Genomic DNA, 15,373 nt, shown 5'->3' on the forward strand with positions numbered 1-15,373 from the left:
CCACCCCCCTCTCATGAATCGAGCAGAACCCCCGTGGCACGACTGCTGCCCCTCCTCGTCATAGCCCTCGGTATCTTCTTCTGGTACAGGTCCCGCAGGAACGCCGCCGTCCGGCCCGGGGCCGCCGCTTCCTCCGCGCCGGGCCTGTCCGGGGAGGCTGCCGCGCTCGGGTTCCTCCCGCAGGACCGGCAGGACACCCGCCGGCTGACGCGCGATCCGCAGATCGACGGCGCACAAGAGGCCGCGGAGCGCGGCGCGTGGGAGCCCGCGGCCCGGGCCCTGGCCGCCGTGGGCCCGGACTGGGAGCGCCGCACGGCGCTCGTCATCGCCCTCGCGCGCGTGGCGGCCGAGGACGACGCCTGGCTGTCGGCCTGGGAGACCGCGTGCCCCGGTGACCCCGGCGCCGCCGCCGTCCGCGCCCGCTCCTCCGTCTTCCTCGCCTGGGAGCTCAGGGGCGGCAGCTCGGCGAAGGAGACCACCGCCGAGCAGTTCGAGGGCTTCCACCGCGTCCTGCTGCGGGCCCGCGAGGACATTGCCAAGGCCGTGGAGCTCGACGCCGAGGACCCGTCCCCGCACGTCTCCGACCTCTGGGCCGGCCTCGGCCTCGGCTACCCGCACGCGTACGTCGACGAGCTCTGGACGGAGATCACCACCCGGGCGCCGTTCCACTTCGAGGCGCACTACGCCGCCCTCCAGTACTGGTGCGCGAAGTGGCACGGCTCGGCGGAGCTCGCCCGCGACTTCGCGGACAGGGCCGCCTCCGCCGCCCCCGCCGGCACCCTGCTGCCCGCCCTGCGGCTGATCGCCCACTTCGAGCACCTGGACCGGCCGCTCAACAGCAAGCACTACGGCATCCCCGAAGTCACCGCCATGACCGACGCCGTGCTCGCCGACCTCCCCGCCGTCCGGCCCGACCACCCGCGCCTCGCGGAGGTCCGCCACCTGCTCGCCTTCTTCCTGGTGCAGCAGAAGCGCCACGCGGAAGCCCTCGAACAATTCCGTGCGGTCGACGGGTACGTCGGCGCGCTGCCCTGGGACTACTTCGGCGACCCCGCGAAGTTGTACTGCGATTACCGCGAACGAGCCGTTCAGGGCGCCCGGTAGTCACGCGCCGTTCAACCGGGGCACATCCTCCTCAGGCCCCGGCACAACCGAATAAAGAAACAGAGCCCAATCCGTTTCCGGCCTTGCGCAGCGTGAACTCCTCGCTGCCGTCGGCCACTTGACGGATTGGGCTCAGTTGTCTTGCCGCTGCCCGGTTTACTGGGCAACGCTCGGAACCAGCCGGTCGGGCGCTGGAGCGCACCGCGACGGATCTGGAGGAGAAATGACGACAGCGCCGTACGGGCGGGAAGAACTCCCCTTCGGTCAGGACGGCGTCGTGCCGGCCGTTCTCAAACCGGGCGACGGAGTGCAGCGGCTCTGGGGGAAAGGCTCCCTGGTCACCGTGAAGCTCACGGCCGAACAGACCCGGGGCGCCATGGGAATGACGCATTTCGCGGCGAAGCTCGGCGAGCGCTCCCCGAGCCACATCCACACGCTCGAGGACGAGATCTTCATGATCGGGAGCGGTGGCGTGCGCGCCACGGTGGGCGACCGCACCGAACTCCTCGAAGGCGGCAGCGTGCTCTTCCTGCCGCGCGGAATTCCGCATTCGTATCTGGTGGAGAGCGAGACGGCCGACCTTTACGTGCTCACCTGCCCCGGCGGATTCGAGCGCTTCTTCCTGGAGGGCGGATACCCCGTGCACATGGGGGCCGACGCACCGGTCGGCGACCGCTGGTCCGTCGAGCGCACCCACGAGGTCGCGGAGAAGCTCGGCCTCGGCATCACCTGGGGCACCTGACCGGCGCAACCACTCGGAACGCACAGAGAGAACCATGGGCATGCTGAACAGACGAACCATGCTGACCGGCACCGCCGCCGCCGTGGCGGGCGCCGCCGTGACACAGACGGGCCTCGCGCCCACCCGGGCCGCCGCGGCGGGCACCGGCGCCGGGGCGGAGGCCGGCGCGGGTGCACCTCCGGCGGTCACCGTCCTGCCCGACGACCCGCGCTACGCCGACCTGGTCGTCGGCAACAACACCCGCTGGGTGGGCCGCCCCGAGTCCGTGCGCATCGTCCACACCACCGAACAGGTCGTCCGGACCGTCCAGGAGGCGGTCAAGGCCGGCAAGCGCCTGTCCATACGCGGCGGCGGCCACTGCTACGCGGACTTCGTCTACCACCCCGACGTACGCATCGTCATCGACATGACCACGATGGACCAGGTCACCTATGACGAGCAGCGCAAGGCCTTCTGCGTCGAAGCCGGCGCCACGCTGCTGCACGTCTACGAATCGCTCTACAAGGGCTGGGGGGTGGCCCTCCCCGGCGGCATGTGCTATTCCGTGGGCGTCGGGGGTCACATCAGCGGCGGTGGCTACGGAATGCTCTCGCGCAAGCAGGGCCTCACCATCGATCACCTCTACGCCATCGAGGTCGTCGTCGTGAACGCAGACGGCACCGCGCGGGCCGTGGTGGCGACCCGCGAGGCCGACGACCCCCACCGCGACCTGTGGTGGGCGCACACCGGCGGGGGCGGCGGCAACTTCGGCGTGATCACCCGCTACTGGTTCCGCTCCCCGGGCGCGACCGGCAGCGACCCCGCCGAGCAGCTGATGCACCCGCCGAAGGACGTCTTCGTCAGTGCCGTCTCACTGCCGTGGAGCAAGCTCGACAAGGCGCGCTTCACCACGCTGGTGAAGAACTTCGGGACCTGGCACGAGAAGAACGCCGGCCCCGACTCGCCCTACGCGTCGCTGTGCAGCTTCCTGATGATCAATCACAAGGCGAACAACAGCATCGGGCTGCTCACCCAGATGGACGCCGGCGTCCCCGACGCCGAGAAGCTCATCACCGCCTACGTCGCCTCCATCACCTCCGCCCTCGGCATCAAGCCGGAACCGCTGAACTCCGCCGTCGGCGAGCAGGGCCCGATGCCCGACTTCTTCACCCCCCAGCGGGTGCCCTGGCTGGCCTCCGTCCGTTTCCTGGGCACCAACAACCCCACGCTCACCAACCCCACCCTGCGCGGCATCCACAAGTCCGCGTACCTGCGCAAGGGCTTCAACGACGCCCAGATCGCGTCGATGTACAAGCACCTGACCCGCACCGACCTGCAGAACCCCAACTCCATGGTGGTCCTGCTCTCCTACGGCGGGAAGATCAACACCGTGCGCCCCGGTGACACGGCCTCCGCCCAGCGCGACTCCATCTTCAAGGGCCTCTTCCAGAGCTTCTGGCCCGACAAGAAGCAGGACCCCCAGAACCTGGCCTGGACCCGGGAGATCTACACCGAGGTCTTCGCCTCCACCGGCGGCTACCCGGTCCCCGGACCGGCCACCGACGGCTGCTACATCAACTACCCCGACAGCGACATCGCCGACCCGCAGCAGAACAAGTCGGGCGTGCCCTGGTACACGCTCTACTACAAGGACAACTACCCGCGCCTGCAGCGGGTGAAGGCCGCCTACGACCCGCGGAACGTCTTCCGGCACTCGCAGTCGATCGCCCTGCCCAAGTCCTGACCCCGTCCGAGCCCCGGCCCGGCCGGCGGAACACCCGGCCGGGCGGGGGAGAACCCCAGTTGGAGGAGAACCAGATGACCGCACAGTTCGAAGGCAAGGTCGCCCTCGTCACCGGGGCGGGCTCCGGCATAGGCCGGGCCAGTGCCCTGGCCTTCGCACGCCGGGGCGCCACCGTCGTCGCCGTCGACGTCGCGCTGGAGCCCGCCGCGGAGACCGTACGGCTCATCGAGGAGGAGGGCGGCAAGGCCAGCGCCGTCGCCGCCGACGTCACCAGCGCCCAGGACGTCGAGGCGATGGTCGCCACGGCGGTCTCGCGCCACGGCGGCCTGCACATCGCGCACAACAACGCCGGTCTCTTCGCCCGGCCGACCCCCCTGGCCGACACCGACCTCGCCTCCTGGCACCGGCTCCTGGGCGTCAACCTCACCGGCGTGATGCTGTCGATGAAGTACGAGATCGCCCACATGCGCGAGCACGGCGGCGGTGTGATCGTCAACGCCTCGTCCAACATCGGCTTCCACGGCCGCCGCCCCGGCATGGCCGCCTACGTCGCCTCCAAGGCGGGCGTCAGCGCGCTGACGCGCGTGGCCGCGCTGGACCACATCAAGGACGGCATCCGCATCAACGCCGTCAGCCCCGGCGCCTCCAACACCGCCATGTCCTTCCGCCCCGGCGAGACCGAGGCCGACCGCAACGCGCGGGTGGCCGGGACGGTGCCGATCGGGCGCGTGGCGGAGACGGAGGAGATCGTCGCCGCGGTGCAGTGGCTCGCCTCGGACGCGGCGAGCTTCGTGGTCGGCCACGACCTGGTGGCCGACGGCGGCATGACCGCCTGACCCTCCCTCCCCGGGGTGCGAGTGCCCACCCCGCGCCCCGGGGCACTGCCCGTCTCACCACCTCGGGCCTCCCGGCAGCGCGGTGCCGCCGGGAACGCTGCCGGGCAGGCTGCGGCGGGCCTCGCCGAGGAGTTCCTCGGTGATCTCGTACGTCGCGGAGGCGTACAGCCCGCGGGCGCGCCGGGCCGGGTCGGGGTGCGGATTGCGGTACAGCTGCACCGACAGGTCGCGCAGCTGCAGCATGGTCGGGACGGCGGCCTGCATCACCGCCGGATCCCGGGTGAACGCCGCCTCCAGCACGCACAGCAGCCGGGCGTAGGTCTCGTTGAAGCGCTCGGCGGCCTGCCGCACGGCGCTGCCCGGCGGATAGTGGGCGACCTTGGCCTCGGGGTCGATGGGGTAGGCGTCCTCCCAGCTGACGTCGAGGGCCGGGCCGGTGGGCCCGGAGGCCGGGGTGTCGTGCGGGCCGTAGCGCCGCCGCCGGCGGATCTCGTCGAACCGGAAGTAGTGCGCGGGCTCGCGGGCCTCGCCGAAGAGCAGGTCGTCGGTGTTGTGGATGGTGCGGCTCACGCCCTCGCCCTGCTCGGTGATCACGCGCAGGGCCTTGAGGGCGGAGGCCGGACCGGTCACGGGGAAGACCTCGCCGCCGGAGTTGTAGAAGTCCTCCGGGCCCACCTGGCGCCGGGGGTCGCCCCGGAACAGCTCGGCCTCGCCCAGCTCCTCCGTCAGCCGGAGCAGGCCCGTGCGGATGGTGTTGTAGAACTGGCCGATCGACGTCCAGCCGGTGTCGCCGGCCACGGAGGGGTGGCCGGGCGGATCCGCCACGTACTCCGGCCGCTCGATGTACAGGAAGGTGTCCAGCGCCGCGGTCCCGAAGTGGCGCAGGGCGATGGGGACCTTGTCCCGGCTGTAGGGGAGCAGGGCCGGATAGCCGGTGACGAACCGGGAGTGGGCGACCAGGGGCTTGCCGCCGACGGCGTTGAGGAGGTTGGCGACCAGCGTCATGTGCAGCATCTCTTCGAGCACGACGGCCCGGATCGCGTAGAAGGCCGTCCGGTTGGTGCCGGGGCGGAGGGTGTACATCGCCGTCAGGTAGGGCGGGATGGTGAGGTGTTCCAGCGTCAGCGCGGCCTGCAGGAAGACGTGCAGGTCGGCGCGGTCGCGCGGGATCCGGAACGGCGGCTCCTCGACCCGGGACGGCTCGGCCGAGAGGCCGGCGAGGGCCGCGGGCGGGGGAAGGGTGCTCATGCCCGGCCCTCCTTCCGGCCGTGCGGAGCGGGCGCGGCGGGCGGCCGTACGGCGGCGGGCCGGTGAGACTCCGTCAGGTCGCGGTGGATGCGCTCGCTGCTGCGCAGGGCGAGGGCGGCCATGGTCAGCGAGGGGTTGGACGTGCCCATCGAGGGCATGCTGCCGCACCCCACGGCGTAGAGGTTGGGGTGGTCCCAGCAGCGCTGCCACGCATCGACCACGGAGGTGCCGCGGGAGGCGCCCATGACGTGCGTACCGCCGCCGTGCCCGGCGCCGTTGAAGGTGAAGCCGCGGCCCTCGAAACGGAAGTGGCCGGGGGAGAGGGGGCCGGGTGCGTACGCGGTGCGGTCCTCGGCACCCAGCAGGCGGAAGATCTCCCCGGATACGGTGCTCGCCGCGGCCATGCCGCGCTTGACCCGGTCGGAGAGGTCGTAGGTGATGACCGGGCGCGGATTGCCGAGCCGGTCGCGGTGGCGCGGGTCGACGGTGATCCTGTTGCGCTCCTCGGCCTCCTGCTCCATCAGGAACTGCACGGAGACCTGGCGGCCGATCTGCTCGCCCAGCGCGGCGCGCAGCCGGGCCCCGAAGACGCCCTTGCCGCGCGGCTGCGCGGAGTCGGCCCCGATGCCCAGCAGCCGGGCCACGTCGCTGCCCGGGGATCCCGTGGGCCAGCCCCATCCCCAGTTGCTGATCTAGATGCGGAAGGGCGCCCGCTCGCGCCGGGCGGGGCCGGTGCGGAAGCTCTCCAGACCCGCGGTGGACGCGGGCCCGCGGAATGGTCCGACCGGGTGGCCCGCCAGGCCCCAGCCGAGGAGGACCGGGTGGTCCATCAGGTTCCGCCCGACCTGGTCGCTGCGGCCGGCGAGCCGGGAGACGAGGAGCAGCCTGGCGTTCTCGACGGCGTGCGCGGCCAGGACGACGACGTCGGCCTCGGCCGTACGGGTGGTGGCGACGGGGGCCGCCGGGTCCTCGTACTCCTGGTACTCGACGCCGAGGGCGCGGCCGTTCCCGTCGGCCAGGACGCGGCTGACGACGGCGTGGGTGAGGAGCCGGACCCGCCGGCGGTCCCACGCGGCCTGGGTCTTGAGCGGGGTGTACTTGGCCTGCACCGGGCAGATCGGCACGCAGGAGGCGTTGCCCACGCAGCGCTCCCCGTAGTTGGGCAGGCCCGCCGCGCCGGCCGGGCGGTAGCCCCGTCCTGCGTCGTAGCGCCGGTCGGGGGTGCTGTTGCGGGCGTGGGGGGTGCCGACGACGCGCAGCGTGGTGTCCGGGGCGCCGGGGGCCTCCCGGACCGTGGCCCCGTCGAGGCGGGCGGCGAAGACGTCGTCGACGTAGCTCCGGGGGATCTCGTGCATCGGGTAGACGTAGCCGTCGGGGAAGGGGAGGCCGATCGCGGCGGCCTGCTCGGCGGCGTTGCCCGCGACGCCGAGGGCCCGTTCGGCCGCGCGGTAGTGGGGCTCCAGGTCGTCGTAGCCGAGGGGCCAGTCGCGGCCGTAGCCGTAGGTCCGGCGGGTCCTGAAGTCCTCGGGGTGCATGCGCGGGGTCAGCCCGAGCCAGTGCAGGACGGTGCCGCCGCGGGCGCGCAGGTAGTCGGTGGCGTAGGGCAGAGGGCCCTGCTGGACGAAGTAGCCGTGGGCCCGGTAGCCGCCGGAGGGGAGGCCGGTGAGGTCGAGGACGTCGGGGGAGGGGGCCGCGGCGTTGGGCCGGTAGGGGGAGTTGGGCACCTTGGCCAGGGCGCCGTGGAAGGTGTCGAGGGCGTCGAGGTGGCCGGGCCAGGAGTCCAGGGTGCCGGTGCCGGCCTCCAGGACGAGGACGCGCCAGCCCTTGTCCCCGAGCTCCTTGGCGACGAGCGAGCCGGACAGGCCGGCGCCGACCACGATGACGTCGTACCGGCCGCGGCCGTGGCGCGGTGCCGGGCTCATGCGCCGCCTCCGCGCGGGCCGGGCACGCCGCGGAAGCGGTCGCCCGCCCGGGCGACGGCCGGAGCGCCGGGCGGCGGATCGGCCCAGGTGCCGAAGCCGGGGGGCTTGGCCCCGGCGGGGTGCCCGTGGAACGTGCGCCACACCAGGCCCTCCGTATGGGCCTCGGGGGAGACGGTGAAGGCGGTGTTGGCCCGCTCCCGGCCGAGGGCGGCGTGGACGGACGCGGCGAGCTGCGGCCACACGCCCAGGTACCAGGTGTGGGCGAGGGCGCGGGCGATGTCGCGCGAGGTCTCGTCGGCGATGCCGTCGGGGTCGCCGCCGGCGGCGGCGAGGGCGCCGAGGAAGCGGCCGAGGGCCGGCTCCCCGACCTGCTCGCGTGCGGTCTCGTGGTACAGCTCGGCCATGCCGGTGCCGTGGAGCTCGAAGGCGCCGAAGCCGGTCAGGGCGGCCGAGGCGGTGAGGAAGTCGTCGAGGGAACGTGCGGACGTGCTCGTCTTCGGTGTCATCCGTGACCACCCATCCGTGGGACCTGACGCATGTCTATCGGAGACTCCACGGTGAGTGAAGAGGAAACAAACCCCCTTCACTCGTATGAGTGTTCGGCGGGGCCGGTGTCGCGGCGGGGTGCCGCAGGCGGCGGCGGAACGGCCCCCGCGCTCGGGGTGCGGGGGCCGTGGGACCGCGGAGCGGAGGGGTTCTCCGGGTCCGCTCAGGTGCCGGGCTTGCGGCCGTAGACGAAGACGTCGTCCCCGTTGCCCAGCATGGACCAGTACGTCTTGGCGTCGGCGGTGCGCATGTTCACGCAGCCGTGCGAGCCGGGCGGAGACCAGACGCTGCCGTCGATGGCGTGGAAGGCCTGCCCGCCGTCGAAGAACTGCGCGTAGGGCATCCGCACCTTGTAGATCGTCGACCAGTGGTCGGCCGAGCGCCAGTAGATCTTCTTGGCGCCGGTCCGCGTCTCGTAGCCGTCACGGCCGGTGCGCACCGGAACCGGGCCGAACTTGAGGGCCTTGCCGTCCTGTATCCAGCTGATCTGGCGGCTGAGGTCGACGCAGGCTATCCGGCCCCGGTCCACCGGGCACTTCCCCGCGGCGTTGGGGTCCCGGCGGGTGATCTCCTCCTGCATCACCCCCCAGGTGATCGGCCCCGCGAAGCCGATGTTCGGGGTGATGCGGCGACTGGTCTGGAAGTCCTGGATCGCCTTGCAGTCGGCGGGCGACTGCCGTCCGTCGACCGGTCTGCCCAGGAACTTCTCGGCCTCCTTCTGATAGGGCCCGGTCCTCGTCGTGCAGGAGGGGGCCGCCTCGGCGGACCCGCCCATCGCCAGCGTCAGCGGCGCCGCCAGCCCGAGGGCGCCCAGCAGCACCCCGAGCCGGCGTGCCGCTGCCGGGCGCGCCGTCTTCCTTCTGCTAAGTGTTCCCATATGACGTAAGACTGATAGCACCGGCCGGTGGTTGCAGCCGGGACCGAAGGGTCCGGGGGGTCGAAGAGGGCCCGCCGCCGTCCCGGACGGCGGTCCCTCGAACGGAGCAGCGGGCGCTAGGAGATGGCCGCGCCCGTGGGGATCGCGTTCAGGGCCACCGGGGAAATGCTGACGATCTTGTTCCAGTCGAAGTAGTACTTGTCCATCGCGGCCGGGCTGGTGATCCACCGCTTGACGCCGTTGCTCACCAGATACACCGCGGGACCGTCGGGCGATTTCGCGAGAATGGCGCCGTCGGACAGCTGGCCGCCGTCGTCGATGCTCGCGATGTCGACGACGGTCTGAATTCCGTTCCAGTTCCGGAACAGGTTGTTGTACGTGGCCGGGTTGGGGATCCAGCGCCGTTTTCCGTCCAGGATCAGATAGACGGCGGGGCTGTTCACCCCTTTCAGCCGGGCGCCGTTGAGTTCGGGGTGCCTGCCGCGGAGCTGTGCGCCGGAATCGCGCGCGACGGCGTTTCCGGCCGCCGTTTCTGACGTGGTGTCGGCGGCCGCCTGGGCCGCGGGCGCCGCGGCGAGGCCGGAAACGGAGGCGGCCACGAGGGCCAGGGCAGCGAACCACGAGCGTCTGGACATATTTCCTCCAACCGTGAACGGAAGTGGGGGAAGAGCTCAACTCGCCAGGAATGCCGTGCCTTTTGCCTGCCGGCCAACCCTTACGGCGCCGTGCCCGCTTGTCAATGTCCGCTCGAATATCGGTGCGGACGGCCAGCGATTCTCCGCCACCGGTGCGCCTGGGCCCCATCCGCCCGCGACCGGCAGAAGATGGAAAGGGCATTCCGGATCCAGCCCCCAGGAATACCCGATTCCGCAGTGCGGCACGAAAGGAGTGACGGCGTGCGGAGTTTTCCCGCCCTCCTCTTCGCCCTGCTCGCGGCGGCCGGCAACGCCCTGGCGATCGTCCTGCAGCGCCGGGCCGCGCGGACCGTCCCCCTCACCCCGGGCCTGCGCCTCTCCCTCTTCGCCCAACTGCTGCGGCGCAAGGCCTGGCTCGGCGGAATGGCCGCCGTCATCGTCGCGGCCTGCCTCCAGGCCCTCGCGCTCTCGCAGGGCGCCATGGCCGTCGTCCAGCCCGTCTTCGTCCTGGAGCTGCCGTTCGCCCTGCTCCTGGGCGGTCTCCTGCTGGGCCGCAAGGTCACCCGCCCGGCGTGGCGCGGAGCCGTCTGCATCGCCGCCGGGCTGGGGCTGGCGCTCGCGGCCGCGGCACCCTCGCCCGGCACCGGGCGGCCGCCGGCGGACCGCTGGGTGATCGCCCTCGTCTGCTGCCTCGCCGTCATCGCGGCGCTGGCCGCGACGGCGCTGCGCCACCCCGAAGGAGGCCCGCGGGCCCTGTGCTTCGGCACCGCGGCCGCCGTCGGCTACGCCCTCACCGCCGCCCTGATGAAGGACGCCACGCACGCCTGGCAGGACGGCGGCATCACCGCCTTCTTCCTCTCCTGGCAGACGTACGGATTCGCCGTCGTGGGCGTGACGGCCCTGTTCCTGCTGGAGAACGCCATGCAGTCCGGGCCCCTGACGGCCTCTCAGCCCGCCCTCACCCTCGGCGACGCCCTGGTGAGCCTCGCGCTGGGCATCACCCTGTACGAGGAGCACGTCCGCGGCGGCTGGTGGATCCTGCCCGAAGCGCTCGGAGCGGCCCTGGTGCTGTACGGGGCGGTCACGCTCTCCCGCGTCGCCCTCGCGCGGGACCTGGTGGCGCCGGACCGCCCGGGGGAGCCCGCCCGGCCCTGAGCCGCGGGGCGCCGGCCCCGGCCGTCAGCCGGCGGAGGGCTCCAGCACCCGGACGACCCGCGCCGGATTGCCGACCGCCGGCACACCCGCCGGCAGGCCCGCTACGACCACGGACAGCGTAGGCGCCACCCCTTCCGCCGTCCGGGTGATCCGGCCGCCGCCGGCCGGGCCGCCGCTCAGCGGTTGCGCGGCGTGAGCTCCGCCATCGCGGACCAGCCGTTGCCGGGGGCCTCGGTGCTGATGATCTGCGGCGTGGTGGCGATGGCCTCCGCCATCGTGTCCATGGCGGTCTTGAAGTGCACGGAGTTCACGTGCGCGTCCCCGGCCTCGCGGGAGGCGAAGCCCTCCACCAGGACGAACTGGCTCGGGTTGTCGACGCTCCGGGACCACTCGAAGAAGAGGTTGCCCGGCTCGTCACGGGTGGCCCGGGTGAAGTCGCCGACGAGCTCCAGCCACTTGTCGGTGTACTCGGGGCGGACGGTCATCTTGACGACGATGAAGATCATGGAGGCTCCTGCTCGTATCGCGGGCGTCGTGTCGGAGGCACCGGCGCCGGGCCGGTCACGCCGAGGCGGCGGGCCGGAGCGCCCGCGCCGGTGCCCACCGTGGCGGAGGCAGGGGCACCCGGCGAAACGGGGACGACGGTGATTCCGGCCCTCCCGGAAAATTGCACCCCGGCGGCGCCGGAACGGCCAGTCGGACGGGGGCGGGCCCCCGCCCGGCCGGCCGTTCCGGCGTGCGGATCACGAGCCCGTACGGCAGGGTGTGCTACGCGGCGGCGGGACGGTCCACGGGTGCCGGCAGGGTCTGCGCGTCCGTCGGCCGGGTCTGCGCCGGGGCGCCGAGCTGCTCCGCGCCCTCCGGGACGGGTACGGAGGCGAAGATCGCGTCCTGCTGCTCCTGGAGCTCGCGGGCCCGCTCGGGGGAGGTGCTGGGCAGCCGCTGCTCCTCGTACAGCTTGTGCGTCGCCTCCTGGGCCCACTTGCTCGACGGGGTGTGGAACTGCACCTCGAAGACGTGCCCGGAGCGCGGGTCGCGCCAGGCCGAGTTGATGCCCTTGTAGCCGTGCTTCCGGCCCCACGTGTTGGACCACTTGACGCTGTCGTTGCCCCAGAGGGCCAGGGCGGAGGAGGCGATGGCCACGCCCCGGCTGTAGCTGCCGTCCGGCCACTGGAAGGTGTAGCGGACGGAGTCGCTGATCCTGGACAGGGCGGCGTCCACGGTCTGCCCGGGCGCCTCCTTCATGGCGGAGGCGACCTTGCGCTTGAGCGAGTCCGGCGACTTCAGCCGGTGGTCGAAGCCGATCAGGTTCGCGTGGCTGATGCGGGCCACGGCCTGCATCTCGGGGCTGACCGTCCGCTCCGCGGACCGGGCGCGGGCGAGGAACGCGTCGACCTTCTTGTTGTCCGCGGCGTTCAGGGAGAGGCCGTCACCCCGCCACCCGCCCTCGTCGCCGGGCGGCAGTTCCGCCTTGGCCACCTTGTCGGCGTAGGCGTGGTGCGACGGCGCCCCGGGCCGGGCCGTCCCGCCGTCGGCCAGGGCACTGGGCACGGCCCCGACGCTCAGTGCGGCGGCCAGCGCCGCCGCGGCCGCGAATCGGTGGGCGATGCGGTTGTTGGTCATCCGTGTGATTCGTCCTTCGGCACGTGAGGTGTCATCCGGCGACTCATACAACCGGCGCGGCACCGCCCTGGTCACTGGACCCGCCGCTGCGCGGCCGCTTTTGGCCGGATGGCGTGGTTGCGGGGCGGGATCGGGCCCGGGCGCCGGTGACCAGGGGCGATCGCCCGCCGCGATCCATCGGTTCATATGCCTGTCGTACGGCTGTATGGGCTGTGTGGGTGATCGGGGGGGTGTGTTGGGCCCAATCGTCGGATGATCGCTCCGGTGCGTTGTTACGTTTTGCCGACTAATAACCCCTTTGGTGGTGGTTCCGGCGGCGGGGGAGCGGGTGGTGGTTGTGGTGGTGGGTGGAGTACGGGTGTCGGGGCGCGATGTGGTCGCCGACGAGGGTGCCGGTGGCGCGAGCGCCGTGCCGGGGCCGGCGGGGGAACGGGGTGTCGTGTCTCCTCCCGTGGACCCGGGTACGGCCGGCACCTACGACTACGACGGGTTCAGCCGGCTGGCGGGAGCGCTGGAGGAGCCGCCGCCGCTGGGGACGTACCGGGTGGGGTTCCGGCGGATGCCGGGCCGGGAGGGGGCGGTGAGCGTATGGGTGGGACTCCTGGTGGCGCTGGCGCCCCTGATGGCAGCAGGGGTGCTGGTGTGGTTGATGTGGCCGGGGCACTGGGTGGTGCGGGGCGGATGGCTGGGGGTGGGGGACGGGGCGATGCTGGCGTCGATGGGGCTGGTCGAGGTGTTCCGCGTGGTGAACGTGATCTCGGTGGCCCACGCCTCCTGCGCGGCCCGCGATCCGGTGCCGGTGCGGGCGCAGCCGGGTGCCCGGGTGGCCTTCTGCACGACGTTCGTGCCGGGGAAGGAACCCCTCGCCATGGTGTCGGCGACGCTGGAGGGGGCGGTGCGGGTCTGCTACGACGGCCTGGTCGACGTGTGGCTGCTCGACGAGGGCGACGACCCGGGGGCGCGGGCGCTGTGCGCACGACTGGGGGTGCGGCACTTCTCCCGGAAGGGCGTGGCGCGGTACAACCGGCCGTCGGGGAAGTTCCGGGCCCGGACGAAGCACGGCAACTACAACGCCTGGCTGGACGCGCACGGCGACGGCTACGACTTCGTGGCGTGCGTGGACACGGACCACGTGCCGCTGCCGAACTTCCTGGAGCGGATGCTCGGGTACTTCCGTGACCCGGACGTGGCGTTCGTGGTGGGGCCGCAGGTGTACGGGAACTACTCGGCCCGGGTGACGAAGGCGGCGGAGAGCCAGCAGTTCCTGTTCCACGCGCTGGTGCAGCGGGCGGGGAACCGGTACGGATCGCCGATGTTCGTGGGGACGTCCAACTGCCTGCGGGTGAGCGTGCTGCAGCAGATCGGCGGCTTCTACGACTCGATCACGGAGGACATGGCCACGGGCCTGGAGATCCACCGGCGCAAGAACCCGGCGACGGGCCGCCGCTGGCGCTCGGTCTACACCCCCGACGTCCTGGCGGTGGGGGAGGGCCCGTCGTCGTGGACGGACTTCTTCTCGCAGCAGCTGCGCTGGTCGCGGGGCACGTTCGAGACCCTCCTGCGGCAGTTCGGGCGAGCCATGTGGTCCCTGTCCCCGGGCCGGCTGTGGAACTACTGCATGCTGGTCGCCTACTACCCGACGGCCGCGATGACCTGGGTCCTCGGCGGAGTCTCCTGCGTCCTCTTCCTCGGCCTCGGGGCCTCGGGGATCAACGTGCCCTCGCAGGTGTGGCTGATGCTCTACGGCGACGCGGCCGTGCTGCAGATCTGCCTGTACGTCATCAACCGCCGCCACAACGTCAGCCCGCACGAGCCGGAGGGCTCCTCGGGCGTGGCGGGGATGGTGATGTCGGCGGTGTCGGCGCCGCTGTACGCGCGGGCGCTGACGCAGGCGCTGCTGCGGCGCCGGTCGGGGTTCGTGGTGACGCCGAAGGGCGCGTCGGTGTCCGGGGACTGCGCGGCGACGTTCCGCACGCACCTGTGGTGGGCGGGCGTGTTCGGGGCGTGCCTGATGGCGTCGGTCGTGCTGGGGCACTCGTCGGCGGCCATGCGGGTGTGGGCCTGCCTGGCGCTGCTGACGGCGCTGGGCCCGGTGGGGATGTGGCTGGCGGGCCGTGCCCGGGGGCGCTGGCCGAGCGGGCGCGACACCGGCGGCGGGGGCCCGACCATCTCCCGGCCCCGCGCCCAGCACAGCACCGTCTGACCCGGGCCTGCCGGGCGCCTCCCCGGGAGGCGCCCGGCAGGCAGGACCGAAGGAGGCAGGACCATGGCCACCGGCACCGCACCCATGCGCGTACTCGTGCTCGGCGCGTCGCTGCGCGGCGATTCGCTCAACGCCCGGCTGGCCGCACTCGTGGCCCGCCTGGTCCGCGACGAGGCGGGGGCGGAGGTCGACCACGCCCACATGGACGAGTTCTCGATGCCGCTCTACAACGGCGACGCCGAGATCGCCGAGGGCGTGCCTCCCGGAGCGCTCGCGCTGCGCGACCGCCTGGCCGCCTGCGACGCCCTGGTGATCTCCTCGCCCGAGTACAACGCCTCGCTGCCCGGCGGGCTGAAGAACGCCATCGACTGGGTCTCGCGCGTCCGCCCCCAGCCGTTCAAGGACAAGCAGGCCCTGCTGGTCTCGGCGTCACCCTCCATGGTCGGCGGGAACCGCGGGCTGTGGGCGCTGCGGATTCCGCTCGAACACCTGGGGGCGCGCGTCTACCCCGACATGTTCAGCCTCGCCAAGGCGCACGAGGGCTTCACCGCCGACGGCGACCTCGCCGAGAGCGGGCTCCACGAGCGGCTGGTGGAGTCGGTGACGTCGTTCCTGCGGCTGGTCGAGGCGGACACGCGCTACGTCTGCCTGCGCCGGCGCTGGTACGAGTTCCTCGGCGACTGCACCGACGCACCGGTCACCCAGCGCGCCCAGGACTGACGGGCGGGGCGGGACCGACAGGCAGGGCGGGATCGGCGG

At 72.5% G+C, this 15,373-nt stretch carries 15 protein-coding genes; 7 read left to right on the plus strand and 8 right to left on the minus strand.

The features are described from left to right. The first annotated feature begins 33 nt into the window (after positions 1-33). The 4 genes from ACFPP6_RS00775 (at position 34) to ACFPP6_RS00790 (ending at position 4,405) form a co-directional block, all read left to right on the plus strand. A complete protein-coding gene (locus tag ACFPP6_RS00775; RefSeq protein ID WP_382035734.1) occupies positions 34-1,104 on the plus strand; it encodes a hypothetical protein in 1,071 nt (356 codons plus the stop codon). A gap of 223 nt (positions 1,105-1,327) precedes the next feature. Next, entirely contained in the window at positions 1,328-1,846 is a 519-nt protein-coding gene (locus tag ACFPP6_RS00780; protein ID WP_382035737.1) for a cupin domain-containing protein, read from the plus strand. Positions 1,847-1,880: 34 nt separating this feature from the next. After that, a complete protein-coding gene (locus ACFPP6_RS00785) occupies positions 1,881-3,569 on the plus strand; it encodes an FAD-binding oxidoreductase (RefSeq protein WP_382035740.1) in 1,689 nt (562 codons plus the stop codon). Between the two features lie 74 nt (positions 3,570-3,643). Further along, on the plus strand, positions 3,644-4,405 hold the full coding sequence (locus ACFPP6_RS00790) for an SDR family NAD(P)-dependent oxidoreductase (protein ID WP_382035742.1): 762 nt from the start codon (positions 3,644-3,646) through the stop codon (positions 4,403-4,405). 54 nt (positions 4,406-4,459) lie between these two features. On the opposite strand, the gene ACFPP6_RS00795 is transcribed toward ACFPP6_RS00790, so the two are convergent. The 6 genes from ACFPP6_RS00795 to ACFPP6_RS00820 form a co-directional block, all read right to left on the minus strand. After that, positions 4,460-5,653, minus strand: a complete 1,194-nt coding sequence (locus tag ACFPP6_RS00795) for a ferritin-like domain-containing protein (protein WP_382035745.1) — start codon at positions 5,651-5,653, stop codon at positions 4,460-4,462. Beyond that, positions 5,650-6,297, minus strand: coding sequence for a GMC oxidoreductase (locus ACFPP6_RS00800; protein ID WP_382035748.1), 648 nt, complete (start codon positions 6,295-6,297; stop codon positions 5,650-5,652). Before ACFPP6_RS00800 ends, ACFPP6_RS00795 begins: the two co-directional genes overlap by 4 nt. A gap of 48 nt (positions 6,298-6,345) precedes the next feature. Then, positions 6,346-7,575 carry a GMC family oxidoreductase N-terminal domain-containing protein gene (locus tag ACFPP6_RS00805; protein ID WP_382035751.1) on the minus strand — a complete coding sequence of 410 codons (1,230 nt, stop codon included), beginning with the start codon at positions 7,573-7,575 and terminating at the stop codon, positions 6,346-6,348. Then, positions 7,572-8,081: a hypothetical protein gene (locus ACFPP6_RS00810; RefSeq protein WP_382035753.1), complete on the minus strand. Its 510-nt coding sequence runs from the start codon at positions 8,079-8,081 to the stop codon at positions 7,572-7,574. Before ACFPP6_RS00810 ends, ACFPP6_RS00805 begins: the two co-directional genes overlap by 4 nt. 203 nt (positions 8,082-8,284) lie before the next feature. Next, the gene (locus tag ACFPP6_RS00815) at positions 8,285-8,998 is read right to left on the minus strand and encodes a L,D-transpeptidase (RefSeq protein ID WP_382035755.1); all 714 of its coding nucleotides are present in this window, start codon (positions 8,996-8,998) and stop codon (positions 8,285-8,287) included. 116 nt (positions 8,999-9,114) lie between these two features. After that, positions 9,115-9,633 carry a hypothetical protein gene (locus tag ACFPP6_RS00820; protein ID WP_382035758.1) on the minus strand — a complete coding sequence of 173 codons (519 nt, stop codon included), beginning with the start codon at positions 9,631-9,633 and terminating at the stop codon, positions 9,115-9,117. Positions 9,634-9,894: 261 nt separating this feature from the next. On the opposite strand from ACFPP6_RS00820, the gene ACFPP6_RS00825 reads away from it, so the two are divergent. After that, complete coding sequence (locus ACFPP6_RS00825) at positions 9,895-10,788, plus strand: DMT family transporter (protein WP_382035761.1); 894 nt, start codon at positions 9,895-9,897, stop codon at positions 10,786-10,788. A gap of 176 nt (positions 10,789-10,964) precedes the next feature. Here the strand turns inward: ACFPP6_RS00825 and ACFPP6_RS00830 are convergent, their stop codons facing one another. Together ACFPP6_RS00830 and ACFPP6_RS00835 are read right to left on the minus strand one after the other, a co-directional pair. Next, complete coding sequence (locus tag ACFPP6_RS00830) at positions 10,965-11,294, minus strand: putative quinol monooxygenase (RefSeq protein WP_058041714.1); 330 nt, start codon at positions 11,292-11,294, stop codon at positions 10,965-10,967. 262 nt (positions 11,295-11,556) lie between these two features. Then, positions 11,557-12,411 carry an ATP nucleotide 3'-pyrophosphokinase gene (locus ACFPP6_RS00835; protein WP_382035764.1) on the minus strand — a complete coding sequence of 285 codons (855 nt, stop codon included), beginning with the start codon at positions 12,409-12,411 and terminating at the stop codon, positions 11,557-11,559. A 439-nt stretch (positions 12,412-12,850) separates the two neighbouring features. Between ACFPP6_RS00835 and ACFPP6_RS00840 the strand changes: the two genes are divergently transcribed. Both ACFPP6_RS00840 and ACFPP6_RS00845 read left to right on the plus strand, forming a co-directional pair. Further along, entirely contained in the window at positions 12,851-14,614 is a 1,764-nt protein-coding gene (locus ACFPP6_RS00840; protein WP_382035767.1) for a glycosyltransferase family 2 protein, read from the plus strand. 63 nt (positions 14,615-14,677) lie between these two features. Next, complete coding sequence (locus ACFPP6_RS00845; protein WP_382035769.1) at positions 14,678-15,334, plus strand: NADPH-dependent FMN reductase; 657 nt, start codon at positions 14,678-14,680, stop codon at positions 15,332-15,334. Positions 15,335-15,373: the final 39 nt, after the last annotated feature.

The organism is Streptomyces aureoversilis (assembly GCF_042657885.1).
GTDB lineage: Bacteria > Actinomycetota > Actinomycetes > Streptomycetales > Streptomycetaceae > Streptomyces > Streptomyces aureoversilis.

Bases quoted from the DNA above. Each gene is read 5' to 3' on its own strand.
- ACFPP6_RS00845 (WP_382035769.1), top strand. From the start codon at position 14,678: ATGGCCACCGGCACCGCACCCATGCGCGTACTCGTGCTCGGCGCGTCG.
- ACFPP6_RS00810 (WP_382035753.1), bottom strand. From the start codon at position 8,081: ATGACACCGAAGACGAGCACGTCCGCACGTTCCCTCGACGACTTCCTC.
- ACFPP6_RS00815 (WP_382035755.1), bottom strand. From the start codon at position 8,998: ATGGGAACACTTAGCAGAAGGAAGACGGCGCGCCCGGCAGCGGCACGC.
- ACFPP6_RS00790 (WP_382035742.1), top strand. From the start codon at position 3,644: ATGACCGCACAGTTCGAAGGCAAGGTCGCCCTCGTCACCGGGGCGGGC.
- ACFPP6_RS00835 (WP_382035764.1), bottom strand. From the start codon at position 12,411: ATGACCAACAACCGCATCGCCCACCGATTCGCGGCCGCGGCGGCGCTG.
- ACFPP6_RS00785 (WP_382035740.1), top strand. From the start codon at position 1,881: ATGGGCATGCTGAACAGACGAACCATGCTGACCGGCACCGCCGCCGCC.
- ACFPP6_RS00820 (WP_382035758.1), bottom strand. From the start codon at position 9,633: ATGTCCAGACGCTCGTGGTTCGCTGCCCTGGCCCTCGTGGCCGCCTCC.
- ACFPP6_RS00795 (WP_382035745.1), bottom strand. From the start codon at position 5,653: ATGAGCACCCTTCCCCCGCCCGCGGCCCTCGCCGGCCTCTCGGCCGAG.
- ACFPP6_RS00780 (WP_382035737.1), top strand. From the start codon at position 1,328: ATGACGACAGCGCCGTACGGGCGGGAAGAACTCCCCTTCGGTCAGGAC.
- ACFPP6_RS00830 (WP_058041714.1), bottom strand. From the start codon at position 11,294: ATGATCTTCATCGTCGTCAAGATGACCGTCCGCCCCGAGTACACCGAC.
- ACFPP6_RS00805 (WP_382035751.1), bottom strand. From the start codon at position 7,575: ATGAGCCCGGCACCGCGCCACGGCCGCGGCCGGTACGACGTCATCGTG.